Origin of the sequence: Virgibacillus ihumii (assembly GCF_902726655.1) — a bacterium.
Classification (GTDB): domain Bacteria; phylum Bacillota; class Bacilli; order Bacillales; family Amphibacillaceae; genus Lentibacillus; species Lentibacillus ihumii.
The window spans coordinates 1,531,070-1,555,680 of sequence record NZ_CACVAN010000001.1 but is presented as its reverse complement, the minus strand read 5'-3'; the positions used below and the strand labels follow the sequence as shown (position 1 = coordinate 1,555,680).

General features: G+C 41.1%; 25 protein-coding genes. 22 read left to right on the top strand and 3 right to left on the bottom strand.

Features of this window, described 5'->3' with window-relative positions:
• Window positions 1–56 precede the first annotated feature (56 nt).
• The 5 genes from HUX68_RS07805 to HUX68_RS07785 all read left to right on the top strand — a co-directional run bounded on the left by HUX68_RS07805 (window position 57) and on the right by HUX68_RS07785 (window position 3,970).
• Window positions 57–410, top strand: coding sequence for a DUF779 domain-containing protein (locus tag HUX68_RS07805; protein ID WP_174614297.1), 354 nt, complete (start codon window positions 57–59; stop codon window positions 408–410).
• Window positions 411–572: 162 nt separating this feature from the next.
• Window positions 573–1,532 (top strand): ABC transporter ATP-binding protein, encoded by a 960-nt coding sequence (locus HUX68_RS07800; RefSeq protein WP_343033625.1) that lies wholly within the window; start codon window positions 573–575, stop codon window positions 1,530–1,532.
• On the top strand, window positions 1,529–2,305 hold the full coding sequence (locus HUX68_RS07795; protein ID WP_174614296.1) for an ABC transporter permease: 777 nt from the start codon (window positions 1,529–1,531) through the stop codon (window positions 2,303–2,305). Before HUX68_RS07800 ends, HUX68_RS07795 begins: the two co-directional genes overlap by 4 nt.
• Before the next feature lie 107 nt (window positions 2,306–2,412).
• Window positions 2,413–3,414 (top strand): hypothetical protein, encoded by a 1,002-nt coding sequence (locus HUX68_RS07790; protein ID WP_174614295.1) that lies wholly within the window; start codon window positions 2,413–2,415, stop codon window positions 3,412–3,414.
• Between the two features lie 115 nt (window positions 3,415–3,529).
• Window positions 3,530–3,970: an IDEAL domain-containing protein gene (locus HUX68_RS07785; RefSeq protein WP_174614294.1), complete on the top strand. Its 441-nt coding sequence runs from the start codon at window positions 3,530–3,532 to the stop codon at window positions 3,968–3,970.
• Between the two features lie 42 nt (window positions 3,971–4,012).
• Here the strand turns inward: HUX68_RS07785 and HUX68_RS07780 are convergent, their stop codons facing one another.
• A complete protein-coding gene (locus tag HUX68_RS07780; RefSeq protein WP_174614293.1) occupies window positions 4,013–4,534 on the bottom strand; it encodes a DUF6612 family protein in 522 nt (173 codons plus the stop codon).
• A 261-nt stretch (window positions 4,535–4,795) separates the two neighbouring features.
• Between HUX68_RS07780 and HUX68_RS07775 the strand changes: the two genes are divergently transcribed.
• A complete protein-coding gene (locus HUX68_RS07775) occupies window positions 4,796–6,667 on the top strand; it encodes an OPT family oligopeptide transporter (RefSeq protein ID WP_246206628.1) in 1,872 nt (623 codons plus the stop codon).
• Window positions 6,668–6,826: 159 nt separating this feature from the next.
• Here the strand turns inward: HUX68_RS07775 and HUX68_RS07770 are convergent, their stop codons facing one another.
• Window positions 6,827–8,854: a penicillin-binding transpeptidase domain-containing protein gene (locus tag HUX68_RS07770; RefSeq protein ID WP_174614291.1), complete on the bottom strand. Its 2,028-nt coding sequence runs from the start codon at window positions 8,852–8,854 to the stop codon at window positions 6,827–6,829.
• A gap of 417 nt (window positions 8,855–9,271) precedes the next feature.
• On the opposite strand from HUX68_RS07770, the gene HUX68_RS07765 reads away from it, so the two are divergent.
• From HUX68_RS07765 to nagB, 6 genes are all read left to right on the top strand, one after another.
• Entirely contained in the window at window positions 9,272–9,400 is a 129-nt protein-coding gene (locus tag HUX68_RS07765) for an anti-repressor SinI family protein (RefSeq protein ID WP_174614290.1), read from the top strand.
• Between the two features lie 76 nt (window positions 9,401–9,476).
• Window positions 9,477–9,809 carry a helix-turn-helix domain-containing protein gene (locus HUX68_RS07760; protein ID WP_174614289.1) on the top strand — a complete coding sequence of 111 codons (333 nt, stop codon included), beginning with the start codon at window positions 9,477–9,479 and terminating at the stop codon, window positions 9,807–9,809.
• Window positions 9,810–9,880: 71 nt separating this feature from the next.
• On the top strand, window positions 9,881–10,360 hold the full coding sequence (locus HUX68_RS07755; RefSeq protein ID WP_174614288.1) for a VanZ family protein: 480 nt from the start codon (window positions 9,881–9,883) through the stop codon (window positions 10,358–10,360).
• 115 nt (window positions 10,361–10,475) lie between these two features.
• Entirely contained in the window at window positions 10,476–10,619 is a 144-nt protein-coding gene (locus HUX68_RS07750; protein WP_174614287.1) for a hypothetical protein, read from the top strand.
• A 21-nt stretch (window positions 10,620–10,640) separates the two neighbouring features.
• A complete protein-coding gene (nagA, locus tag HUX68_RS07745; RefSeq protein ID WP_174614286.1) occupies window positions 10,641–11,804 on the top strand; it encodes an N-acetylglucosamine-6-phosphate deacetylase in 1,164 nt (387 codons plus the stop codon).
• On the top strand, window positions 11,805–12,530 hold the full coding sequence (nagB, locus tag HUX68_RS07740; RefSeq protein ID WP_174614285.1) for a glucosamine-6-phosphate deaminase: 726 nt from the start codon (window positions 11,805–11,807) through the stop codon (window positions 12,528–12,530). It begins immediately after the preceding gene.
• Window positions 12,531–12,560: 30 nt separating this feature from the next.
• On the opposite strand, the gene HUX68_RS07735 is transcribed toward nagB, so the two are convergent.
• Window positions 12,561–13,193 carry a YigZ family protein gene (locus HUX68_RS07735; protein ID WP_174614284.1) on the bottom strand — a complete coding sequence of 211 codons (633 nt, stop codon included), beginning with the start codon at window positions 13,191–13,193 and terminating at the stop codon, window positions 12,561–12,563.
• 147 nt (window positions 13,194–13,340) lie between these two features.
• Between HUX68_RS07735 and HUX68_RS07730 the strand changes: the two genes are divergently transcribed.
• The 10 genes from HUX68_RS07730 (at window position 13,341) to cccB (ending at window position 24,303) form a co-directional block, all read left to right on the top strand.
• Window positions 13,341–14,480: a sensor histidine kinase gene (locus HUX68_RS07730; RefSeq protein ID WP_174614283.1), complete on the top strand. Its 1,140-nt coding sequence runs from the start codon at window positions 13,341–13,343 to the stop codon at window positions 14,478–14,480.
• 121 nt (window positions 14,481–14,601) lie between these two features.
• Entirely contained in the window at window positions 14,602–15,294 is a 693-nt protein-coding gene (locus HUX68_RS07725; RefSeq protein ID WP_174614282.1) for a response regulator, read from the top strand.
• Between the two features lie 314 nt (window positions 15,295–15,608).
• A complete protein-coding gene (locus HUX68_RS07720) occupies window positions 15,609–16,451 on the top strand; it encodes a DegV family protein (protein ID WP_174616383.1) in 843 nt (280 codons plus the stop codon).
• Window positions 16,452–16,785: 334 nt separating this feature from the next.
• Window positions 16,786–17,898 (top strand): ATP-dependent helicase ComFA, encoded by a 1,113-nt coding sequence (locus tag HUX68_RS07715; RefSeq protein ID WP_246206627.1) that lies wholly within the window; start codon window positions 16,786–16,788, stop codon window positions 17,896–17,898.
• Window position 17,899: 1 nt separating this feature from the next.
• Window positions 17,900–18,574, top strand: coding sequence for a ComF family protein (locus HUX68_RS07710; RefSeq protein ID WP_174614280.1), 675 nt, complete (start codon window positions 17,900–17,902; stop codon window positions 18,572–18,574).
• Window positions 18,575–18,820: 246 nt separating this feature from the next.
• Complete coding sequence (gene hpf / locus HUX68_RS07705) at window positions 18,821–19,378, top strand: ribosome hibernation-promoting factor, HPF/YfiA family (RefSeq protein ID WP_174614279.1); 558 nt, start codon at window positions 18,821–18,823, stop codon at window positions 19,376–19,378.
• A 291-nt stretch (window positions 19,379–19,669) separates the two neighbouring features.
• Entirely contained in the window at window positions 19,670–19,825 is a 156-nt protein-coding gene (locus HUX68_RS07700; protein WP_174614278.1) for a hypothetical protein, read from the top strand.
• A 207-nt stretch (window positions 19,826–20,032) separates the two neighbouring features.
• Window positions 20,033–22,546, top strand: coding sequence for a preprotein translocase subunit SecA (secA, locus tag HUX68_RS07695; protein ID WP_174614277.1), 2,514 nt, complete (start codon window positions 20,033–20,035; stop codon window positions 22,544–22,546).
• Between the two features lie 136 nt (window positions 22,547–22,682).
• A protein-coding gene (gene prfB, locus HUX68_RS07690) for a peptide chain release factor 2 (protein ID WP_217424791.1) occupies window positions 22,683–23,784 on the top strand; the annotation gives its coding sequence in 2 pieces (ribosomal slippage) (window positions 22,683–22,754 and window positions 22,756–23,784; 1,101 coding nt in all).
• Window positions 23,785–23,961: 177 nt separating this feature from the next.
• On the top strand, window positions 23,962–24,303 hold the full coding sequence (gene cccB / locus HUX68_RS07685) for a cytochrome c551 (protein WP_174614276.1): 342 nt from the start codon (window positions 23,962–23,964) through the stop codon (window positions 24,301–24,303).
• Window positions 24,304–24,611: the final 308 nt, after the last annotated feature.

Here is a 24,611-nt window from a genome sequence, read left to right as displayed (position 1 = left end):
AATCTGATAATGTGGTATTGCATATACTGTAAAAATAAATAGAAAGGGTGTGAAAAATGGTTGAACGTGTAACAGCTACGGATGAAGCACTTCAACTAATCAACACGTTAATTGAAACACACGGACCGCTGATGTTCCATCAATCAGGCGGATGCTGTGACGGCAGCTCACCAATGTGTTATCCGCGAGGTGAATTTCGTGTTGGCGAATCAGATGTGCTTCTCGGAGAAATCGGCGAAACACCTTTCTATATGTCCAAAGATCAATATGAATATTGGAAACATACTCAGCTGATTATTGATGCTGTTGACGGCCGCGGCGGGATGTTTTCGCTGGAGGGACCCGAGGGAAAGCGGTTTCTAACCAGATCCAGGGTGTTTACCGAGAAAGAACGAGCGGAACTAGTATAAAAAAAAGAAAGCCATGCAGATGTGATGGTCTGTGTGGCTTTTTTAGTGTCAAAAACGGTCTGAAGAGATCATCAGTCCCAAGACGGAGAAGAAAAACATCAATTGACTGATGTATTATTCTGATAAGTCTATATAATGAAAGTAAGAAAGCAGGGAAGGGGCATGACAATGGAAGATATTATTAAAATTGACAGTGTAATGAAAAAGTATAAAAAACGAAAAGCAAAGGAAGAGTTTGTTGCCGTAAAAGGTGTTTCATTCAGAGTTGGAAAAGGTGAGATTGTAGGGCTGCTTGGACCAAATGGTGCCGGGAAGACGACAACAATCAAAATGATTTGCGGGCTCCTTGTACCAGACGAAGGATCTGTCACGATTAACGGATTTGACAGCATTAAAAACCGTAATAAAGCACTTAGGCATATCAGTGCTGTGCTGGAAGGTAACCGGAATCTATACTGGCGCATGACAGTCCTGGAAAATCTCCAATATTTTGCCGGTAATAGGGGAGTTCCCAAAAAAGAAATCAAATCACGTGTCGAGGAACTGCTGACACTATTTCAGTTGCAATCGAAAAAGCATGAACTTGTCAATAATTTATCTCGCGGTATGCAGCAAAAGCTGGCAATCTGTGTGGCAATGCTGGCAGATACAGACGTTATTCTTCTTGATGAACCGACATTGGGACTTGATGTGGAAACAGGTTATGAGGTAAGAGGCCTGTTGCGGAAAATTGCCAGCGAACAGGGAAAGACAATTATTATCAGCACTCATGACATGCCGGTTGTACAGGATTTATGTGAACGTACAATTATCATAAACGCCGGCAGGGTAATTGCCGATGAACGTGTGGATCAATTACTCCGTTTGTTCGAAACAAGCGCATACCAAGTACACCTGAAAGACGAACTGACAGATGAACAATTGGAAATGCTGAAGGTACAGTTCCCAATACATACCCTGGATGGGTCGAAATTGGAAGTGAGTTTTGAGCAGGAGCATGAGATCTATAGTTTGATGGACATTTTAAACAAAAATAAGACGTCCATTGAAGCGATAAGTCGCACGGAAATCAATTTTGAGCAGGTCTTTATGAAACTGGTAAAAGAGGAGGCAGCATCATGACCACATTTTGGAATGTATTACAGGTGAATACGATGTTGGAATATCTTGAATTGAAACGGTATAAAGCTAACACCATCAGTTTGCTGCTTACGTTTTATATTATTTTTGTTGGAATGATGTTCGGGATTCACATAATTGGTGATCCCGCCCAGGCAAGTACCAATACACAATATATCATTGTAAACTACATTTTCTGGTACTTAGGCATGATGACACTGCAGTCGATTGGCTGGACCATTTCGGATGAGGCAATGAAAGGGACACTGGAGCAATTGTTCATGTCACCAGTTAAACCATGGAAGATTTTACTTGCCAGATTGTTTGGATCAGTGTTTAATCACTTTGTTCTTGTTATCTTTCTATTGTTTCTTTCGATGGCAACAGCAGGGGAATGGCTTAACTTGAATCCGTTGGCAATTATCCCTATTCTGGTGTTGACTCTCGCCAGCATGATTGGAACAAGTTTTGTCGTGGCAGGCATGGCGCTTATTTTCAAGCAAATCAATGCATTTTTGCAAATCCTGCAATTTATCGTAGCCGGATTGACGTTTGTGCCACTATCTGTTGCACCGTACCTGGTGGTCGCCCCCTTTGTAAAAGGAGTCGACATGACACGGATGGTTATGATTAAAGGCTACACATTGTCGGACTTTACAATCGGGGATTACGCTTGGCTGATCGGAAACGCTGTAATTTACGGCATTATTGGTGTAACGGTATACATTGCTTGTGAACGGCACGCAATGAAAAAGGGGCTGTTGGGTCAATATTAAAAGTGTAGAGTACTGTTCAGTGTACATTCATTTAAATATTCACATTTCCTTTTCAGTTGAATATACTTAATTGGGCAGCAAGTATACTTAAAAAGGAAGTGTTTGCTATGTCTGATCGTAAGTATTATGTAACGGGCAACACTGCTGAGGGATTGGTTAATTTTTTGGATACAAACATGCAAGGGATTCAGAAAATTTACTTATTGAACCATTCGTCCCCATTTTTTAAATCAAAACTTTTACAAAATCTATTGAGTCACTTTAAGTCGGATGCAGAATTACTGTTAAGTCCGTTGGGCCATGAATATCTGGATGGATTCATTATTCGTGAAAAATCACTGGCTGTATTGGATGCAAGCATTACAGAGACAGGTACAGTTGTTGAATTGGAAAAACAGTATCCGGTAGGTCACGACACACAAGGGGCTGATCACGTGTTCAAAGCATATCAGTGTTTCGAGAATGGGTTACGTTTTCACGATGAGTTGGAAAAAATTTATATAGATGAAATGGATTTTGATCATGCAAATGCATTTGGCGATAAATATATTGATGACTTATTAAAGAGTGTGGAGAAGCGTGATTCTAAAGGACATATATATCACAGATTTTTTGGCACAAACACCCCCGATGGTATTGTAAATGAGGTGCCACATCTGATTAAAGACATAAAAAATGTTGATTACATCAAAGGACGTGCCGGAACAGGAAAGTCAACTTTTATGAAAAAAATCGCCAAAGCGTGTGCGAATCATGGTTTTGACACAGAAGTATATCATTGCAGTTTTGACCCGAACAGCCTGGATATGGTCCTTGTTCGTGACCTGGAATTTTGTATTTTTGACAGTACGGATCCACATGAATTTTTTCCGAATCGTGAGGGTGAAAGAATAGTGGATTTATATAAGGAATTTGTAACTCCTGGGACGGACGAAAAATTCGCCACGGAAATTGATAAATGGAACAACCGATATAAATCGTGTATGAAAGAAGGGGTTCAGTATTTGAAAAAGTCTGGTGAGATGTTTGACCAGGAAAAAATAAATAAATTTAATCAAAAGAATATCAAAGAAGCTACTGAACATGTACTGCAGGATTACATCCGCTGATCGTTACAGATTAGCGGATTTTCTTTTTTTTCAAAATTTCCACTTGTAATTTTGTACGTTATATAGTAAAATTAATTAACTGAAAATTACGATAAGGATTTCGGGAGGTGGAAATATGGTTACTGTAAAGATGTTAAAACCCTACTATATAAAAGCTGATAATGATTTTATCCGGGTGATTCTGGCCTACCAGTATTTTTCAGTGTTAATTGATGAGCAGGTTTATCAATTTGTTCCGACTGAAGCAAAGGAAATAAGAATTAATCGTAAAACACAAAAAGTGGAAAATATGGGGGCAAGATTTGCTTTTCAAAAAGGTAAAGACATCGTTTACCTGACTATGTCTGAGTTAATTTCCCTTCCGGATTTTCTGCTCCAGTTGGAAACTATTGCCCAACCGTATTACTTTAAAGGAGAAGAAAATACAAATAATCATAATAATGAAACCGCTGTCACAATTCGTAAGCTGGAGAAAATGAACCTGCAGAGGCTCATTGATAAATCACTCGATGAACGAGATGAGGAGCTATTTCATTCACTGACAAAATTGCTTTAAGAATAATAGTGGATGGGACTTCCGGGTCCCATCCACTTTAAGTTATTTGGACTGTTTTTTCTGCTGTTCCTGCATTTTTTGGAGCTGCTCCATTGATATTGTCTTAGCATTCTTCTTGATTTTTTGAGGGATAGTAATAGCCTTATCAACTTTTCCGGTGACTTCCATTGTCATATCCTGATCAATGGTCATTTTGATTTTGTTCATCGGCATTTCCATTTTCATTTGTTGCTCCATTTTTTGCTGTTCAAATGTTTCCTGATCAATGTAAAAAGTTTGTTTCAGATGTTTAATCTTCATGTTATTTAAAAATTTCGCAATACCCAATTGTTTTAGAGAACTCATTGAATTTTTAATTTGTTTCATTCCCTGTTCAAGTACCTTCTGTGAAGCCGTCTCATTTAAATCCATGGTGATAACATACATGCCATCCTCTTTTTTCATCGTAATGAATTTATCGGACTTTTCGTTACCGGAAAACTGGTTCAAAATATTTTTGAATTGATTCAGTGTTTTTGAAGGACTTTTGCTCTGACTTTGTTTTTGAAGTTGTTCCAGTTTCATTCCTTTTCATCGTCCGTTCTCCTCCCTGAGTGTAAATATTTTTCCAATAGTTCGTTCTACGGATAGACAACAAAATAGTTTCAAATTTGAAGCAAACTTTTTTGATTATCAATTGTAAAAAAATTTTAAATTGAAGAAGCGTTTATGATATTCTAGTGGCTGATAATGTTATGCAATAATATTGTCGATTTAGGGAAGTGTACATGTGAAGGGGGACACACTTCACAATCAACCAGAATATTCAAAAGGAAGGTGTTTATAGTGTCAAAGGAAAATCCGGATAACGGGTTTAAACCGTATATTCCGGCCTCCAAGAACCCGCCTGAATTTACAATTATCTCCATGATTGTTGGTGCATTTCTGGCCATTATATTTGGCGCTGCCAATGCTTATTTGGGGTTAATTGTAGGTATGACAGTTTCTGCATCGATTCCGGCTGCCGTTATTTCGATGGCGATACTGCGAATTATTATGAAACGTACATCGATATTAGAGAACAACATCGTTCAAACAATTACGTCAAGTGGTGAAGCACTGGCTGCCGGTATTATTTTTACGTTGCCAGCATTATTTATCTGGCAATTGGAACCAAGTTTGACCACTATTGCCATTATTGCGCTGGCCGGTGGTATTCTTGGCGTTGTTCTAATGATTCCGCTTCGCCGCGCGTTAATTGTTCAGGAACATGAAACATTGCCATATCCGGAAGGTACCGCTTGTGCTGAAGTTTTGCATGCTGGAGAAGAAGGCGGGAAAGGTGCAAAGCTGGTATTTGGCGGCCTTGGAATTGGTGCAGCATTCAAATTTTTAACGGATGCTGTAAAAGCGTTTCCGACGTCTGTGGAATGGGAAATTTATAAATTTAAAAATGCGGCGATTGGTATGGATGTAATGCCTGCATTGCTTGCGGTCGGATATATAATTGGCCCGCGTATTGCAGGAATCATGTTTGCTGGCGGTGTGCTGGGCTGGCTGGGGATAATTCCGTTGATCAGCTATATCGGAGAATTTGCCACGACACCAATTTATCCCGGTGAAGTTCCGATAGGTGAAATGGGCTATCATGACATTTGGAATAATTACTTACGTTATATCGGAGCCGGTGCCGTTGCGTTCGGGGGAATAGTGGGGCTGCTGAAAACGCTGCCGACCATTATTTCATCGTTTAGCGGGTCCATACGAGGATTTTCTTCTGCTGGTGATACAGCTGACCTGCGAACCGATAAGGATATTCCATATACATTAATTGTGGTGTTAATGGTTGTGTTTATGGGTATTCTGATGTTTTATCCTACGATAAATCTGGGGATTATTGGTGCCCTTCTGCTATTCATTTTTGGTTTCTTCTTTGTAACCGTGTCATCCAGAATTGTCGGTATCGTCGGAAGTTCATCAAACCCTGTATCCGGTATGACAATCGGAGCGCTGATTTTTATATCGCTTATTCTTGTTGCTATCGGGCATACAGGTGAGGCTGGAATGATAACAGCTATCACAATAGGCTCCGTTGTTTGTATCGCAGCTGCCATTTCAGGTGATACGTCACAGGACCTAAAAACAGGTTATATTGTTGGTGCTACCCCAAAATGGCAGCAGGTTGCCCAACTATATGGCGTTCTAATTACCAGTATTGTCATCGGATTCGTTTTGATTCTACTTGATAATGCATATGGTTTCGGGTCTGCTGAGCTGCCCGCACCGCAAGCAGTTCTGATGTCAATGGTAGTCGAAGGTATCATGGAAGGAAATCTTCCATGGAATCTGATCTTCATTGGAGCCGCTGCCGCTGCGACGGTTGAATTATTTGGAATTGGTTCATTGCCGTTCGCAGTTGGCTTATATTTACCGATCCATTTGACTTCCCCAATTATGGTGGGGGGAATTGTACAAGGCATAATCAAAAGAATTACGAAAAGTAAAGAGGAATTTAAAGCGAAAAATGAAAGAGGAATACTGATGGCATCCGGTTATATTGCTGGTGAAGCATTGATGGGCGTGTTTGTCGCAATTGCTGTTACCGCAGGAATTACCATGCCGACAGATGCATTCTTTGGGCCAATAGTATCATTGATTGCTTTTGCATTGGTTACCTGGTATCTATTCCGGACAGCTAATAAAAAAATAATGAAATAAGTGAGCTTGCTATACGATGAGTCATCCATTTATAGGGTGGCTCTTTTTTGTTGTTGGCAGTTAAGTAACTTTCTTACTGTATAAGTGCACCGGTAAGGTTGATTATTATTTATTGGGTTAAAAAAGTGGCTTGCAGACACCTGCAAGCCACTTTTAATCTTATTGTTTTACATCCATTAATATATTTGTGACCTTATCTACTACATAGCTGCTGCCGCCATTATCTTCGGTATGCTCAACCATCATGGAAATCAGAATGTCTTTGGATTTCGATGGATACCCGACAAACCAACCGTTTTCCGGACCTGATTCCACATCAAGTGATTTTTTCAACTCAGCGGTACCAGTTTTGCCAGCGATCGGTAAGTCAGCACGCTGGGCCCCATTTGCTGTTCCTTTCGGCGAAGAAACAACTTTACGCAATGCATCCTGCAGGAGGTTTGCCTGCTTCTTAGAGATCAAATTCTTTTTCCAAGCCTGACCATCCTTGGCATCAAGCAGAAGGGTAGGTTTGATCATTTTTCCTTTGTTCAGAATCGGTGTATAGGTCATTGCCAAATGCAGTGCGCTTACCTGCAATTCACCTTGTCCGTAGCTCGAATTAGCAAGCAGTACTTCATCATTTATGCTGCCGCTCGAGGAAACAGTTGACGACTGGATTGGATATTTAAACGGAAGTTTCTTCCCAAAGCCAAATTGTTTCATGCCGTTCACATATTTTTCAGCGCCCATTTCAACTGCCTTCATGGCAAAATAAATGTTGTCGGAGCGAATCAGGGCGTTGGTAACGTCAACGGGCTGGCTTGACGTGGATACACGCGTAACTTCATAGTCTCCCCAGCCCGCGCCTCCGCTCCATGTAAGACCATTGATTTTAACACCTTCACCAGGCTTGATAGTTCCATTATTTAAACCGATTGCCGCAGTTACTGGTTTAATAACAGATCCAGGTGTAAATGTTGCTGCAAACCGATTGATTAATGGTTTTTGCGGATCATTTTGCAATTCATCCAACTTGGATTGGGAAATGCCGTATAAAAAATCATTCGGATTAAAAGCTGGACTGCTGACCAATGCCAGTGTTTCACCGGTTTTTGGGTCTATTGCAGCGGCAGTTCCAGCTTTCCCCTCGTAACTTTGGAAAATTCGCTGCTGCAGTTCTGCATCAATTGTTGTTACAATATTTTCCCCGTCTTGGACAGGCTTTTCGGCAATTACCGTTGTTTCGCCACTTTCTTTTGTAACGGTTATCTTTACACCTTCTTCACCTTTCAGTCGCTTATCAAAGCGCTGCTCAAGTCCGCGTTTTCCGATCATATCATTTGGGCTGTATACATCTGAGTCAAGTTTCTCCAGTTCTTCTGCTGTGATTTTTCCGACATATCCGATAAGATGTGCAGTCGCTTTTCCATATGGATATACTCTTCCTGTTACATCCCGTTTAACGACAGAGCTTAGTTCAAAAAGTTGGTTCAGTACGCTTTCATTGGATGTCGGAACTTTTTTAACCGGTACGAACATGCCTGATTTTACCCAGTCTGCATTCAGGCTGTTGTTGATTGATTCAACTGATATGTTGAGCAGGTCAGCTATTTGTTGTTTTTGCTGTTTAGCGTTCGCTCCGAGTTTACCGGGAATAATACCAATCTCGTAAACAACATCATTAATGGCAAGAGGCATCCGGTTACGGTCAAGGATTTCTCCACGCCGGGGTTCTTCGGTTTCCAATCCGATTTTTCCGCCGTTTTTAATTGCCGGAAAAATAAAACCGGGATTCCAGTTAACATACCAGTTTTCCTTATCCTCTTCACCTTCTTTAACTAAAGTTGCTTTGTAATCAAATTTAATGGGACCTGCAATGCTGTCCATTTTTACTGTAAAGGGAATAGTAGCTTTACCTTTTTCCATCGCTTTTTCCGTTTGTTTCTCCGAAGGTTTCTTATAGGAAATTTTCACGTTGTTGATTTCCAAATCCTTGTAAATATCTTTGTATCGTTTCACATAATCCCCGGTCGGGTATTTTTTAGTGGATTTTTCCGATGACATCTCGTACATTTTACTGAATTCCTGCTGGTTCCAATGGCTTACATATTTATCAAATCGTTCCTGCGGGGTAGTTTCATCTTCCGAACATGCGGAAATGAGAAGTAACAATAATACAGGCAGCAACAGAATTAATTTTTTCATAAGGACCCCCCTCATTTTCTAATAATCTATTAGTATTATCATATCATTTTCCATTCTGAAATTACATGCGTTTTATCTATAGTTTCGTAAGGTATGTGTACGAACTGTTGCAGGTCGGACCGCAGTTAAAACTAAATTTTTTCAAAAGATGTTCTTAATAACGAATTTATGTTATAATAAAATTAAGTGTAAGTCATTAGACCTATGTCGGCAATAATTGATCTGACAAGCACAAAACTAGTTGGTTTTTGACAAAAGTAGACACCCAAAATATATTGCAACTGTTGTATAGTGGTATTATTGAACTAAATATTCTTATTAAAGAACAAACTTGTGGCAAATTTAGTTTTAAAAGTAGCGGGTATAAAGATTCATATAGCGGGATACTGTTTTGATATTTGTTAGGAGGAATGTTACATGCAAAATACAGTGAAACAAGTTTCTATGGATGATGAGTGGCTGCAGTTAATAAAATCGGCAAAAACCCTGGGGTTGACGGTGGATGAAATAAGGACGTTCCTTGCAGAAATGCAGCGGAAGGACTAATGATGGGAAAAACTGTACATTATATAGAACCATGCACCTTTTTGTGGTATAATCTGTTTGAAAGAAGGTGTGCGGCTTGATAGGTGAAACGATCAAACAATTACGAAAGACTAAAAAATTGTCTATTTCCGAACTTGCGGAGCGGGCTGGTGTTGCTAAATCATATTTGAGCTCGATTGAGCGGAATCTTCAGTCAAACCCATCGATTCAATTTATGGAAAAAATAAGTGCTGTACTGGGTGTGTCGGTGAATGAATTGATTGGTGAAGATGATCAGAAGAGCAAACAAGAGAAACTGGACGGTGAATGGATTGAAATTGTTCGGGAAGCAATGGAGTCCGGGGTTACCAAGGAACAATTTAAGGATTATCTTGAATTTACAAAATGGAGAAAAGAACAGGATAAGTAAGAGGTTACCGTACAGCTGATAGGCTTGCGGTTTTTTGATGTGCGGATACGTCGGATTTGGGAGTGGTAGTGGTGCGAAAATATTTATATTGGCTTTTGCCTTTGTTCTGGATGGGCGTAATATTTTATTCGTCTGCACAACCTTATGGGGAACAGGATATCAAGCCGTTTTTGGGGAATACGCTGAATGTAGCTTTTTTGAAACCGTATCTTGATTGGATTTCGTTTACATATCATCATTCTGAGGTCAGTGTGGAAACATTGGGTGTCGCTGGTCTGATTGAATTTTTTGTCCGAAAAGGAGCCCACTTTGGCGTTTATTTTATATTGCTCTGTTTGTTTTTCATTGCTTTTGTTAAAACGTCTAAATGTAAATTTTGGACTGTTATAGCCTTGTCATATATGCTAACTGTTACATATGCTGTTACAGATGAATTTCATCAAAGCTTTACGGCTAATCGGACACCGTATGCGGGGGACGTCGTTATTGATGGAATTGGAGCGGCATTTGCCGCGCTGTTTCTGATATTTTTGAAACGGAATAAAAAATAACGGCACAAAAACAGAAAATTAAGCAGAAAGTTCCGTTGAACGACATAATTCGACAGTCTTTTTCGAGTGAATATGGTATGATTGGCATATAATTTTAGAAAAGGCGGTATTGTAAATGGTAGAACAGGAACGTTTTAAGCATATGCTTAAAAAGCTTATTGAGGAAACAGAAAATGCCAAATTTCAATCGTCGGAAGAACTGATTAACGCACTTATTCATGAACTGAGTGCAGGGAATAATAACTTACAGACAAAGTAAAATAAAAGGATTGAATACGAATTGGATACCAGATTGTATATTAAAGACGCAGTTATCTATACAGAAGATCAGGGGATTGTCTCAGGATCCCTGTTTATTGAAAATGATAAAATCAAGGAAATACATGCAGAAACTGATCCGCCGCCCGGCGCTGAGGTTATTGACGGGATGGGGCTGCATTTGTTGCCAGGCTTTATTGATGGACACATTCACGGTGCGGCCGGTGCTGATGTAATGGATGCGACTGAAGAGGCACTTGATACAATGGCAAGTGTATTACCTGCTGAAGGTACAACCGGTTTTTTGGCAACAACGATTACACAGTCGCGGGAAAACACTGAAAAGGCACTTGAAAATATTGCGGCGTATCATTCGAAAACGGGACAAGCTGAAGTTATTGGCGTGCATCTGGAAGGTCCATTTATTGAGAAGAGTAAAAAAGGAGCTCAGCCACTTGAGTATATTTTGCAGCCGGATCTTGACCTGTTCAGAAAGTGGCAGACGCTTTCGGGCAACAGCATTAAGACCATCACGATGGCACCTGAACATGATGTAGATGGCGAGTTTATCCGGGCACTGTCAGACTCCGGGGTAAATGTTTCAGCCGGACATACAGCAGCAGAATTTGAAGGTATAAAAAAAGCTGTTTCGCATGGTCTTCGTCAGGTTACACACCTTTGCAACGCAATGACTGGGATTCACCACCGTGATGTTGGTGCGGTCGGTGCTGCATTCCAATTAGAAGAGCTGCGAGCCGAATTGATTGCAGATGGGATTCACGTTGCACCGGAAATGCTTGAACTGATTTATGCGAATATGGGCAGAGAGCGGTTGATTTTAATTACAGATGCAATGCGTGCCAAGTGTTTGCAGGCTGGTGATTATGAACTGGGCGGCCAGCCTGTTACGGTAACGGATGACCGTGCTGTATTAATGGATGGGACATTGGCAGGAAGCATTCTGAAAATGTATCAAAGTGTACAGCAAATGTTGCGCCTCAAGGGTGTTACCATCAGTGATATCACAGAAATGGCATCAGCTAATCCGGCAAAACAGCTGGGTATCTTCAACAGGAAAGGAAGCATTAAGGAAGGGAAGGATGCGGATCTTTTGCTCGTTGATGATAATGCAGCGGTCAAATATACCATTTGCCGGGGTGTTGTAGCGTACAGGGAGGAAGCATGAATGGAAATATTGAAATGTAAAGACTATACCGACATGAGTCAAAAAGCTGCTGAATTGGTAATAAAAACAATACACGGGATGCCAAAACCGGTTCTGGGCTTGGCTACAGGTTCTACTCCGGAAGGAATGTACCGTTATTTAATCAATGCGTACAACAGGAATGCTGTTTCATTTGCCAACGTAACAACATTTAATCTGGATGAATATGTCGGCCTTCGGGAAGATGATCCGAACAGTTATAAATTCTACATGCGTGAAAAATTGTTCGATGCAGTTGATATCCCAACTGGACAGGCACATGTGCCGAACGGAGATACGGCGGAACCCGAGAAAGAATGTGCAAGCTATGAAAAACAGATTCAGGATGCCGGTAATGCTGATTTACAGGTGCTGGGGCTCGGATTGAACGGCCATATCGGGTTTAACGAACCGGGAAGCAGTTTTAAAAGTATGACACATACCGTTGAATTGGACGAGTCAACGCGGAAGGCAAATGCACGTTTTTTCGATTCATTGGAACAGGTGCCGATTCAAGCAATTACGATGGGAATCGGTACCATTATGCATAGCAGAAAAATACTTCTGCTCGTTTCAGGTGTAAATAAAGCTGATGCGGTAAAAAAACTGGTACATGGTGAGGTCACCGAGGATTTTCCTGCGTCTGTACTGCAGTTGCATGATGACGTAATTGTAATCGGGGATGAAGCAGCACTATCCAAATTATAGAATAGTGCCGGCCTGTGGAAACGATGTTGATCAGACATCGATTTCCACATAGGCGCTTCCCTTTTTTGCCACCAATGCAGTGTCACTGGTCAGGTTTGTAATCCAGTCCAGGAAATCCTCCTCAACTCCATCTCTGACAAAAACATAAAACTCCACTTTCTCCAAATAATTAATTGACTCAAGAATATGATGAGAGTTACGCAGTTCGTTTTCCAATTTTCCCAGCATTGGATAATCAACGGTTACCGAAAAGCCGGTCATTAATCGGCGTTCCACTACACCTGCAGCTTCTATTGCCCGGGATGCAGCACTTCCATATGCGCGGATCAAACCGCCGGCACCCAGTTTAATTCCGCCAAAATATCTGGTGACGACAATTACTGTATCTTTCAGATCACGTTTTTTAAGAACTTCCAGCATCGGTACACCGGCTGTACCGCTCGGTTCGCCGTCATCGCTGGCTTTTTGTATTTGGTTATTTTCACCAATCATATACGCTGAACAGTTATGGTTGGCATCATGGTGCTTTTTCTTTGTTTGCTGGATAAAGGTCTGTGCCGCTTCTTCCGATTCAACTCGTTTCACATAACCGATAAATCGTGACTTTTGAATGATAATTTGATTTTTTTCTTCGTTTTTTACGGTATAATAAGTAGATAACATAAATAAATTTTGCCTCCTGTGAATGCCCGTATAATATAGGGAGATAACTACCCGCAAATTTAAAAAAGTTTTCGTAAAGCATGCTGAAAGACCCTATTAAAGAAAAATATGGATACGAATAATTATATCATAGGCTGGTGGAACTGTATGTCAGAAAAACTGGAACAGAAAACATTGGACTTTGTAATCGATGAAATGTTTGACGTAGTACAAAACAGTAAGGACGAAATATTCAATATCAGTGAAGAGACTAGAAATGAATATGAGACACTTACTGTTGAATTGAAAAAGACTAAAGAAGAGATGGCACAGCACATTACTGACGGTGACCAGCTTGAACAGAAAGTGCGTTATTCCAAGGAGCGTCTTTCAGAGGTCAGTGAATATTTTGACCGTTATTCTGAAACAGAAATCCGCGAAGTCTATGAAAATACGCATAAGATGCAAACACAATTAGCAGTGCTTCGACAGGAAGAGAAAGAATTAAGGAATAAGCGGGATGATCTGGAACGACGGCTGGTTGCGTTGGATCAGACCTTTGATCGTGCAGATGGGTTGGCGGGAAAAATATCTGTTATTCTCACATATTTAAATGACGACTTTCGGCAGGTCAACGAGATGATCGCCGAAGCAAAGGAAAAGCAAGAATTCGGGTTGAAAATCATTGAAGCACAGGAAGAAGAACGCAGAAAAATCTCCCGAGAAATCCATGACGGACCTGCCCAGATGCTGGCCAATATCCTGCTCCGATCTGAGTTGGTTGATCGGACATTTCGAAATGGTCCTGTGGAAGATGCAATTAAAGAAGTAAAAAGTATGCGTAAGATGGTACGTTCATCACTATATGAAGTGCGCCGGATTATTTATGATTTGCGCCCAATGGCTCTGGATGATTTGGGGCTGGTTCCAACCATCAGAAAATATATAGCTACCATCGCAGATTATAATGATGCTGAAATCACATTTTCATCAGCCGGCGAACAGAAACGATTGAACCAGAAATACGAAATCGCTATTTTCCGGCTCGTTCAGGAAGCAGTACAGAATGCAATCAAGCATGCTGATTCGACATGTATTAAGGTAAAAATAGAAATAAATGAGCAAAATATTTCGGTGGAAATTAAGGACAACGGAAAAGGTTTTGACCCGGACATGAAGCGTGATAAGTCATTCGGATTAATCGGTATGCGGGAGCGAGTAGAGATGCTCGATGGAAATTTGTCGATTGATACGGGGGTAGGGAAAGGGACAATGATTCAGATAAGCGTTCCTTATGATCCATCTTAAAGGCATACCATTTTTCAACAGATTTATGTATACTAATATTTAAATAGATATTTTGCCTTCATAGATAATGTAATAGGGTAACTTAACATAAACAGAAAATAATCAGGGAGGAACAATACCGATGAATACGAAACGAACAAGAATAGTATTGATTGATGACCACAAGCTTTTTCGCGAAGGGGTTAAAAGGATTTTGGAGTTTGAACCAGCTTTTGAAGTTGTCGCAGAGGGCGATGATGGACTGACAGCATCGAAAATTGTCAAGGAAAATAACCCGGATGTTGTGCTGATGGACATTAATATGCCGACAATGAACGGTGTGCAGGCAACAGCAGATTTGGTACGCCATTTTCCGGATACAAGCATTATTATTCTGTCTATTCATGACGATGAAAGCTATGTGACCCATGCACTAAAAACCGGTGCGCAAGGATACCTGCTGAAAGAAATGGATTCGGATTCGTTAATTGAAGCGATCAAAGTGGTTAGTGAAGGCGGTTCTTATCTTCATCCGAAAGTTACGCACAATCTGGTGCAGGAATATCGACGTCTCGCGCAGGAGAACATGTCGAGAGCAGCTGAAAATAATCTCGAATACCGCAAGCCATTACATTTGCTGACACGCCGCGAATGCGAAGTTTTGCAACTTCTAGCCGACGGTAAAAGCAATCGTGCAGTTGCAGAATCGTTATATATAAGCGAGAAGACTGTGAAAAACCATGTCAGCAATATATTACAGAAAATGAACGTTAACGATCGTACACAAGCAGTTGTATCGGCAATTCGCAAAGGCTGGGTCGAAGTAACGTATTAAGTTGGAGTTTTGTTCCTTAACACTGAATACTCTGTCACTGTGATTGGTGGCAGGGTATTTTTTATTTAGGAAAAGCTGAGGGCGAAGGGGAAATTGGCAGCAGAGTCCTTATATCGATTCAACAGGAAATATATTAAGAAAAGAATGGGAGAAGGATTAATTTAACGGGAGAAAAACGAATTTATCGGTAGAAGAGAAAATATATCAACAGATCAGGAGTAGCTCTATCATCGTCACCTCTCCAAAACAAATGCATTTTTCATAGTATTAATGTAAAATAGTAATACAAAATTAGAAGAGGAGAAGGGTAGATGATGAAGGTTGCTATAATGACTGACAGTACGGCATATCTTCCGGAAACGTTGCTGAAACAGCATGATATCCATGTTGTTCCGCTTAGTGTTGTATTTGATGATACTTCTTATCGTGAAGGAATTGATATAACAACGGAGGAATTCTATCAAAAGGTAAAAGCTGCCGATAAACTTCCCAAAACCTCCCAGCCTTCAATTGGAGAAATTTCTGAGAAACTTGAGGAGCTTGCCAACGATTATGATGCTGTCATCTCCATTCATTTATCCAGTGGGATCAGTGGAACATATCAGGCAGTTGCAAGTGCCGGTGAAATGGTGGTAGGCATTGATGTATTTCCGTATGACTCTGAGATCAGCTGTATGGCCCAGGGATTTTATGTTTTGGAAGCTGCCGAGATGGCTAATGATGGGAAAAACCCGGATGAAATTGTTAAACAGCTTGATCACATTAAAGAGAGTATCCGTGCCTATTTTATGGTTGATGATCTCAGTCATCTGCAACGGGGAGGCCGTTTAAACGGTGCTCAAGCAATTGTTGGAAGTTTGCTCCAGGTCAAGCCGATTCTGCATTTTGTAGATAAGGTAATTGTTCCCTTTGAGAAAATCCGTACACGGAAAAAGGCAATCAACCGGATTTTGGGATTGCTTGAAGAAGATGCCAGAAGAGGAAAGGATATGAAAGTTGTATTCATTCATGCTAATAATGAGCAATCGGCTGTTGAACTGAAAAACAGCATCGATCCTGAGTATCCGAATATGGACAGTATGATCAGCTACTTCGGCCCGGTAATAGGGACCCATCTTGGTGAAGGCGCAATTGGTGTATGCTGGTATATGAAATAGATATGATTTATTACCTATATTCTGCCAGTCATTCGGCTGGCAGCTTTCTATCATTTTAAAGGAGCATGAGGCGATGCAATTGGAACAAGACTTTATTGCCCGTTACGATGGAAAATTATTATTGCGACGGGAAATCCCCATAACGGAATCCACATTTAAACAACTACTAGATACTAAGTATTTTAACCCTGTACCATCTTTTCAAAAAACTTTCCATCAAACGAAATGCCAGCGTTGCGATAACTACAAAAAATCTCTATTGGGAAAAATACCATGCCAGACCTGTGATCAACTCCATGTATACTGCCGTAAATGCATTGAGATGGGTAGAGTAATGGAATGTGAATCACTATATGAATGGAGCGGTCCGCAGGTTGAGTGGACGACATATGCCAATGCATGTACATGGCATGGTGAATTGACAACGGTACAGCAAAAAGCGGCAGAACGTATTATATCAGCAATCACCGCCAAAGAATCTGAACTGCTTGTATGGGCAGTTTGTGGAGCTGGGAAAACGGAGATGCTTTTCCCGGGTATTACGGAGGCATTACGCTTAGGAAAACGTATTTGTATTGCTACCCCGCGAACGGATGTTGTAAGGGAACTGCTGCCAAGAATGCGTGCTGCTTTTTCGGATGTGTATATTCAAGGGATGTATGGCGGCAGCAGGGAAAGTGATGGAACAGCTCAAATGATAATTGCAACGACCCATCAATTACTTCGTTTTAAACATGCCTTTGATGTGATTATTATTGATGAGATTGATGCATTTCCATATCATGCGGATCCATCATTGGCGTTTGCATCCAACCGCGCCAAAAAAGTAACCAGCACCACGATTTATTTGACAGCCACCCCCCGTCCCGAGCACCGGAAACGTATTGCAATGAAAAGACTTCCACATATTTTTGTGCCCAGCAGGTTTCATGGACATCCGTTACCTGTTCCATCATACAGCATGACGTTTTCACTTCAAAAAGATCTTAGACAATCCACTGCTCCTAAAACTTTTCTGGACTGGGCGAAAAAGCGGGCAAATCCCAACAGACAGCTGCTCATCTTTGTACCCACCATTTCTTTAACTGAAAATCTCATACCAAACCTTATAACTGTCCTGAGGGATACGAATGTAACAGCAGTGCACGCATCCGATAAGGACAGAGAGGAAAAGATAAACCGGTTCCGGAATAAGCAAATCCAAACACTTGTAACAACCACGATTTTGGAGCGTGGCGTAACCTTTCCATCAGTCGATGTTGCCGTTCTGGATTCCGGACATACAGTGTTCGATGAAGCCGCGCTTGTCCAAATTGCCGGCAGAGCCGGGAGAAGTCCTGCCGATCCGACCGGTGAAGTAGTATTCTTTCATGATGGCAAAACGGAAGCAATGATTGATGCTGTACGCTCGATTAAGAAAATGAACAGACGCGGGGGTTTTAACTGATATGAACTGTTTGTGGTGTGATAATGAAATTATCCCTGTAATTAATTGGAGTAACTTGTTTCTGCTTCCTGAGCCGGAGAAATTATGTGAACCATGTCAGGGGAAGCTGATTGTATTGGACGGACAACGATGTAAAAAATGCAGCCGTCACAGCAATCAGTCCGTCTGCGATGACTGCCGATGGTGGGATAAGCATAAGGATCCGCTTATTTTAAATTATTCCATTTTCCAATATAATGATTTGATGCAGGAAATGATTGCACGGTGGAAATATCGGGGAGATTACTGTTTCGCAGAGGCTTTTCACAAACAGTTCCGGAAGGGATTTCAGCAAAAGTTTTCGTTTTTGTCAAAAAATGCTGTTGCTGTCCCAATTCCATTGAGTCCTGAACGGCTGATGGAACGGGGATTCAATCAGGCTGATCTGCTTGCCCGGTTTTTGCCACTTGAAACAAAAGAAGCATTATCAAGAGTTCATGGTGAAAAGCAATCCAAGAAGACCCGTCATGAACGGATATCCGCTGTCAACCCATTCAGAATACTGAAGCCTGTCGACAATCCGGTAGTATTAATCGACGATATTTATACAACAGGCACAACAATACGACATGCTGCTTCTATTCTGAAAGAAGGCGGCTGCACGGAGATTTATGCGCTCACACTTGTTCGTGGCTGACTTTTTTTTCCGGGATCAGTGACCAGCTTACGGTTAAAAAAATCGAATTTTGCAGAATGCTCGAATAGGTATTTTTCACTATTTTTTAAATTATTATAATTTCTGTAACGCGCCAGTGACAGCGCTTACACACCTGATTCGACATTCTTCGATATAACCTGACGGATTTTTTTAACGGTTTAAGCAGGAAAAGTGACGGGAAACGTAGTATAATATACGCATAAGGATGAAAGGAGGACACAATTTATGAAGTACAACATCCGTGGTGAAAATTTAGAGGTGACAGGGGCTATACGAGACTATGTTGAAAGAAAGATTAGTAAACTGGAACGATATTTCGATACACCACCAACTTCTGATGTACACGTAAATTTAAGTGTCTATAACGATGAACAAAGGATTGAAGTTACGATTCCGATGACAAATTTGCTATTGAGGGCGGAGGAGCAACATATTGACTTATATGCAGCTATCGATCTTGTAGTGGATAAATTGGAAAGGCAGATTCGTAAGTACAAAACAAAAGTGAATCGTAAATTTAGACAGCAAGGTTCTCCAAAACATGTTTTTGCTGAATTGGAAAAAGAGGCAAATATCCAAGTGGCAGAAGCGAATGAGGATGATATTGAAATTGTCCGCACAAAACGGTTTGACTTAAAGCCAATGGACTCGGAGGAAGCAGTCATGCAGATGGATATGCTCGGCCATGCTTTCTATGTCTTTACCAACGCACTTTCCGGCGATACCAATGTGGTTTACAGACGGAAAGACGGCAGGTATGGATTGATTGAGCCCAACAGCTGATGATGATAAAAACAATTTGGACGGCGCCGGTTTCCCGGGGCCGTCTTTGAATTTGTTTGAGAAGATTTTAAGAAAAAGCATCTGTCATAATTTGTCGAATGGATTGCCGAATTTTTATTTTAGGTCTGAAATACATATTAAAATTCCTTGTTGGTTCTGCAAAATATAAAAACAGGCGGATTTTTTAATCGAAAATTGTCGAAAGAATCGCCAAATAAGAAAAATAGCAATTCGCACATTTTACATGCTTCGTGGTATAACTGAATCATCAAAGCGAAAGGGGCTGATTATGTGAGTGAGTTAACCAATAATGAACTAGCGAAAAAGGTGCGGCAGCACGAAGAAACGATTACGCAACTCGTTGAGATAGTAGCTTCAACAAACCATAGGCTGACTGAATTGGATAAAAAGTTAAGCGAAAACACACATACTACTGTACTCACATAATGGTTGCTGTTCGCTTGAGTGTCCAATTTCCCACGGGTCTTCCTCACACTTACCTCATAAAAAGGATTGTCCACCCCCGGACAGTCCTTTTGCCTTTCCTCCGGTTTCATCCGCAAACAGTTGTCATACGTGTTTAGATAAGTTATTATTAATGTTGGATTATGGTAATTCAAGAGTGATTTTTCAATCATATGAGGAGCGTTTTAAATGGCAGGATTACTGACAAAGATATTTGGTGATGGTACGAAACGACAACTATCCAAACTTCAGAAAAAAGTTGATCAGATAGAAGCACTGGAAAATGATATAGAAAAATTGAGCGATGAAGAACTTAAACAGAAAACAGATGAATTTAAGGAGCGTTATGCAAACGGCGAAAGCCTCGATGATTTGATGGTCGAAGCATATGCAGTAGTCCGCGAAGGCTCGAAGCGTGTGCTTGGAATGCGTCCTTTTCCTGTTCAGCTGATGGGTGCGATTGCGTTGCATGAAGGTAATATTGCGGAGATGAAGACAGGTGAAGGTAAAACCCTTGCCTCAACAATGCCTGCATACCTGAATGCTATTGCTGGAAAAGGCGTTCATATTATAACTGTCAATGATTACCTTGCAGACCGGGACGCACGTGAAATGGGTGAATTATATGGATTTCTTGGTTTGACAGTTGGTCTGAACGGTAATGGCTTGTCAAAAGAAGAAAAACGGGAAGCATACTACAGTGATATTACGTATGGTACAAACAACGAATTTGGGTTTGATTACCTGCGGGATAACATGGTTCTGTATAAAGAGCAGATGGTGCAGCGTCCGCTTAATTTTGCCATTATTGATGAGGTGGACTCTATTCTTATTGATGAGGCGAGGACCCCGTTAATCATTTCAGGTTCTGCACAAAAATCTGCACAAATGTATATGCAAGCCAATTCTTTCGTAAACACGCTCAAACATGAAACCGATTATACGTATGATGAAAAGACCAAAGGGGTTCAATTAACGGAAGAAGGCATCAACAAAGCAGAATCCTACTTTAATATCGAAAATCTGTTTAACCTTGATCACGTTTCCCTGACACACCATATTAATCAGGCTTTAAAAGCACATGCGTCTATGCATCGTGACACCGATTATGTCGTGCAGGAAGGTGAAGTGATTATTGTTGACCAGTTCACCGGACGTCTGATGAAAGGGCGCCGCTACAGCGATGGTCTCCATCAGGCAATTGAGGCTAAAGAAGGACTGCAAATTCAGAATGAAAGCATGACACTGGCATCCATAACATTCCAGAACTTTTTCCGGATGTACAACAAACTGGCTGGTATGACCGGTACGGCGAAAACAGAGGAAGAGGAATTCCGTAATATTTATAATATGGATGTTGTTGCCATTCCAACGAATAAACCAATCGTTCGTGATGATAAAGCGGATATGATTTATAAATCAATGGAAGGTAAATTCCGGGCAGTTGTAGAGGATATTAAGGAAAGGTACCACAATGGTCAGCCGGTTCTTGTTGGTACAGTTGCCGTGGAGACTTCTGAACTGATCTCCAATATGCTGAAAAAAGCCGGTGTGAAACACAATGTGTTGAATGCGAAAAATCATTTTAGCGAGGCGGAAATTATCGAAAATGCCGGTCAGCCTGGTGTAGTGACTATTGCAACCAACATGGCTGGACGCGGTACCGACATTAAACTCGGTGATGGTGTAACAGAAGTGGGGGGACTGGCTGTTATTGGTACGGAGCGGCATGAGTCCCGCCGAATTGATAATCAGCTGCGTGGACGTTCAGGGCGTCAAGGAGATCCTGGTTTGACTCAATTTTATTTGTCCATGGAGGATGAATTGATGCGTCGCTTCGGTTCTGATAACTTGAGGTCAATGATGGAACGTCTAGGAATGGACGACTCCCAGCCGCTCGAAAGTAAAATGGTATCCAGAGCTGTCGAATCCGCACAAAAACGTGTGGAAGGAAATAACTTTGATGCACGTAAGACTGTACTTTCCTATGATGACGTACTCCGCCAACAGCGGGAAATCATATACAAACAGCGGTTTGATGTTATAGAAGATACCGAAAATCTTCGGGAAATTATTGAGGGTATGATTTTGTCATCCATACAACGCGTTGTGGGGGCAAACACGCAGGATGAACTCGATGAAAATTGGGAATTGGAATCCATTGTCGAATACGTACATGGAAATCTGCTTGATTACAATGACATTTCAGTTAATGACATTAAAGGTATAGAACCGGAAGAAATAACTGAATTCATTATGAATAAAGTAAAAGTACGCTATGATGAAAAAGAGGAAGAACTTTCACCGGAGCAAATGCGTGAATTTGAAAAAGTAATTGTACTCCGGACAGTGGACACCAAATGGATGGATCATATTGATCAGATGGACCAGCTTCGTCAGGGTATTCATTTACGTGCATATGGTCAAACCGATCCGTTACAGGAGTATCAGGCGGAAGGTTTCCGTATGTTTGAAGAGATGGTTGTTGCTATTGAAGAAGAAGTTGCTAAATATGTAATGAAAGCCCAAATTCGTGAGAACTTGCAGCGCCAGGAAGTTGCGAAAAATACGCAAGCTGTATCCGGTGACCAGGAAGAAAAGAAAAAGTCGCGTAAACCATACGTTAAAACGGAAGATATCGGACGTAATGATCCGTGTCCATGCGGAAGCGGCAAAAAGTATAAAAACTGTCACGGTAAATAAGAAGGGCCATCCTTTTCGAGGGTTCTTCCAGTGAAGAAGGCAACTATGAATTAAACAGGATTACCGCTAATCTGGTATGCCGATTGGCGGTTTTCTGAACAGTTAGGAATTATTTGTATTTTAGGAGTGGTGAATAATGGATCTTACAGAAATCGGACAGCAACTTGAAAATATGGAAACAAGAATTGATGATTTCAGGGGGTCTCTTTGACTTAGATGCCAAAAAGGAACGAATTCAGGAATTGGAACTGGAAATGGCTTCACCGGGTTTCTGGGATGATCAGGACAGCGCCCAGAAGGTGATCGGAGAAGTTAACGGACTGAAAGAGTATGTCGTTAATTTCGAACATCTGGTGGGACAACTCGATAACCTCCATGTATCGTATGAACTCGTTAAGGAAGAAAATGATCAGGAATTATTTGAAGAATTGGAAGCAGATGTAAAATCCCTGAAAAAAGACATTGGGAATTTTGAATTGCAAATGCTTTTAAATGAGCCGTACGATGCGAATAATGCAATTCTGGAATTACATCCCGGTGCCGGCGGGACTGAATCCCAGGACTGGGCAAGCATGCTCTTGCGAATGTATCAACGTTGGGCTGACGGCAAGGGTTTTTCGGTGGAAACGCTTGACTATCAGCCAGGTGATGAGGCAGGGGTGAAAAGCGTAACACTGTTAATTAAAGGTCATAATGCATACGGTTATTTGAAGGCGGAAAAAGGTGTGCACAGGCTTGTTCGGATTTCGCCGTTTGACTCTTCCGGAAGACGTCATACATCTTTTACATCATGTGATGTTATGCCGGAAATGAACGACGATGTTGATATTGAAATCAAAACCGAAGATATTAAAATCGATACGTACCGGTCAAGTGGTGCCGGCGGGCAGCATGTCAACACGACTGACTCTGCTGTGCGGATGACTCACCTGCCGACAAAAGTCGTGGTTACTTGCCAATCAGAGCGTTCCCAGATCCAAAACCGTGAACGGGCGATGAAAATGATGAAATCAAAATTATATCAATTGGAACTGGAAAGACAGCGTGAGGAAGTTGAAGCGCTCAGAGGGGAACAAAAGGAAATTGGCTGGGGAAGTCAAATCCGATCGTATGTTTTCCACCCGTATACGATGGTTAAGGACCACCGTACAAATGTTGAAGCAGGTAATGCACAAGGTGTTATCGATGGTGATTTAGGTCCTTTTATTGATGCATATTTGCATGCGCATATGAACTAAACAGCACACATGTCAAAAAGTTTTCAATAATTTGACACAAACAGCTTCATCTCAACCTCCTGATATGTTTATGGAATTTACAAGGTTAATTTTACCAGCGTCGAGAGTTTTAATATTTTTTAGTTGGGTTATACTAATTATGAATAATTCACATTTTACGTTAGGGGGATTTTAAGGATGAAGAAATTATTGTTCACAGTTATTTTCGGCACAGCGCTCGTGCTCGGCGCATGTGGCGGTGGCGGCAGTGATGAAGGTTCTTCTGGCGGATCATCTGACGGTGGTGAAACAACCGACACTGCTTCTGCTGATCAAATATTTCAAAATAACTGCGCTTCCTGCCATGGATCGGATTTGTCCGGCGGAATGGGACCTGATTTGACAAAAATAGGTTCTGAGTATTCTGCTGACGAAATTGCCGACATTATTCAAAACGGTAAAGGCCAGATGCCTGCCCAGAAACAGGTATCAAAAGAGGACAGACAGACTGTTGCTCAATGGCTCGCCAAAAAGAAATAAGGATACTTAATCCAAATCCAGGAACACTTCATTAATTGCAAGTGTTCCTGGATTTTTTGGCAAGTAAGAAAGTGTGAAATCCTTTCTTACTGCATAAGTGCAACTATGGTTGTCACCCAAAGGCTTGGTGACAACCAATTTTTTTATATGTACCTGATTATCATCTCCACTCCAATCACTCCTGCCGCCGTGTATATCATGATAAGCGGCGTATTACTCCTAAGCCTCTGAAAACTTCCGACGTGTTTATCAAAAAATAAAGAGGATTCAGTGAAAATAGTGATATTCCATCAGAGTCGACATTTTTA

Coding starts and splice junctions, on each gene's coding strand:
- HUX68_RS07805 (WP_174614297.1), top strand. CDS start 57: ATGGTTGAACGTGTAACAGCTACGGATGAAGCACTTCAACTAATCAAC.
- HUX68_RS07800 (WP_343033625.1), top strand. CDS start 573: ATGACAATGGAAGATATTATTAAAATTGACAGTGTAATGAAAAAGTAT.
- HUX68_RS07795 (WP_174614296.1), top strand. CDS start 1,529: ATGACCACATTTTGGAATGTATTACAGGTGAATACGATGTTGGAATAT.
- HUX68_RS07790 (WP_174614295.1), top strand. CDS start 2,413: ATGTCTGATCGTAAGTATTATGTAACGGGCAACACTGCTGAGGGATTG.
- HUX68_RS07785 (WP_174614294.1), top strand. CDS start 3,530: ATGGTTACTGTAAAGATGTTAAAACCCTACTATATAAAAGCTGATAAT.
- HUX68_RS07780 (WP_174614293.1), bottom strand. CDS start 4,534: ATGAAACTGGAACAACTTCAAAAACAAAGTCAGAGCAAAAGTCCTTCA.
- HUX68_RS07770 (WP_174614291.1), bottom strand. CDS start 8,854: ATGAAAAAATTAATTCTGTTGCTGCCTGTATTATTGTTACTTCTCATT.
- HUX68_RS07765 (WP_174614290.1), top strand. CDS start 9,272: ATGCAAAATACAGTGAAACAAGTTTCTATGGATGATGAGTGGCTGCAG.
- HUX68_RS07750 (WP_174614287.1), top strand. CDS start 10,476: ATGGTAGAACAGGAACGTTTTAAGCATATGCTTAAAAAGCTTATTGAG.
- nagB (WP_174614285.1), top strand. CDS start 11,805: ATGGAAATATTGAAATGTAAAGACTATACCGACATGAGTCAAAAAGCT.
- HUX68_RS07735 (WP_174614284.1), bottom strand. CDS start 13,193: ATGTTATCTACTTATTATACCGTAAAAAACGAAGAAAAAAATCAAATT.
- HUX68_RS07730 (WP_174614283.1), top strand. CDS start 13,341: ATGTCAGAAAAACTGGAACAGAAAACATTGGACTTTGTAATCGATGAA.
- HUX68_RS07725 (WP_174614282.1), top strand. CDS start 14,602: ATGAATACGAAACGAACAAGAATAGTATTGATTGATGACCACAAGCTT.
- HUX68_RS07720 (WP_174616383.1), top strand. CDS start 15,609: ATGAAGGTTGCTATAATGACTGACAGTACGGCATATCTTCCGGAAACG.
- HUX68_RS07715 (WP_246206627.1), top strand. CDS start 16,786: ATGGAATGTGAATCACTATATGAATGGAGCGGTCCGCAGGTTGAGTGG.
- HUX68_RS07710 (WP_174614280.1), top strand. CDS start 17,900: ATGAACTGTTTGTGGTGTGATAATGAAATTATCCCTGTAATTAATTGG.
- hpf (WP_174614279.1), top strand. CDS start 18,821: ATGAAGTACAACATCCGTGGTGAAAATTTAGAGGTGACAGGGGCTATA.
- secA (WP_174614277.1), top strand. CDS start 20,033: ATGGCAGGATTACTGACAAAGATATTTGGTGATGGTACGAAACGACAA.
- cccB (WP_174614276.1), top strand. CDS start 23,962: ATGAAGAAATTATTGTTCACAGTTATTTTCGGCACAGCGCTCGTGCTC.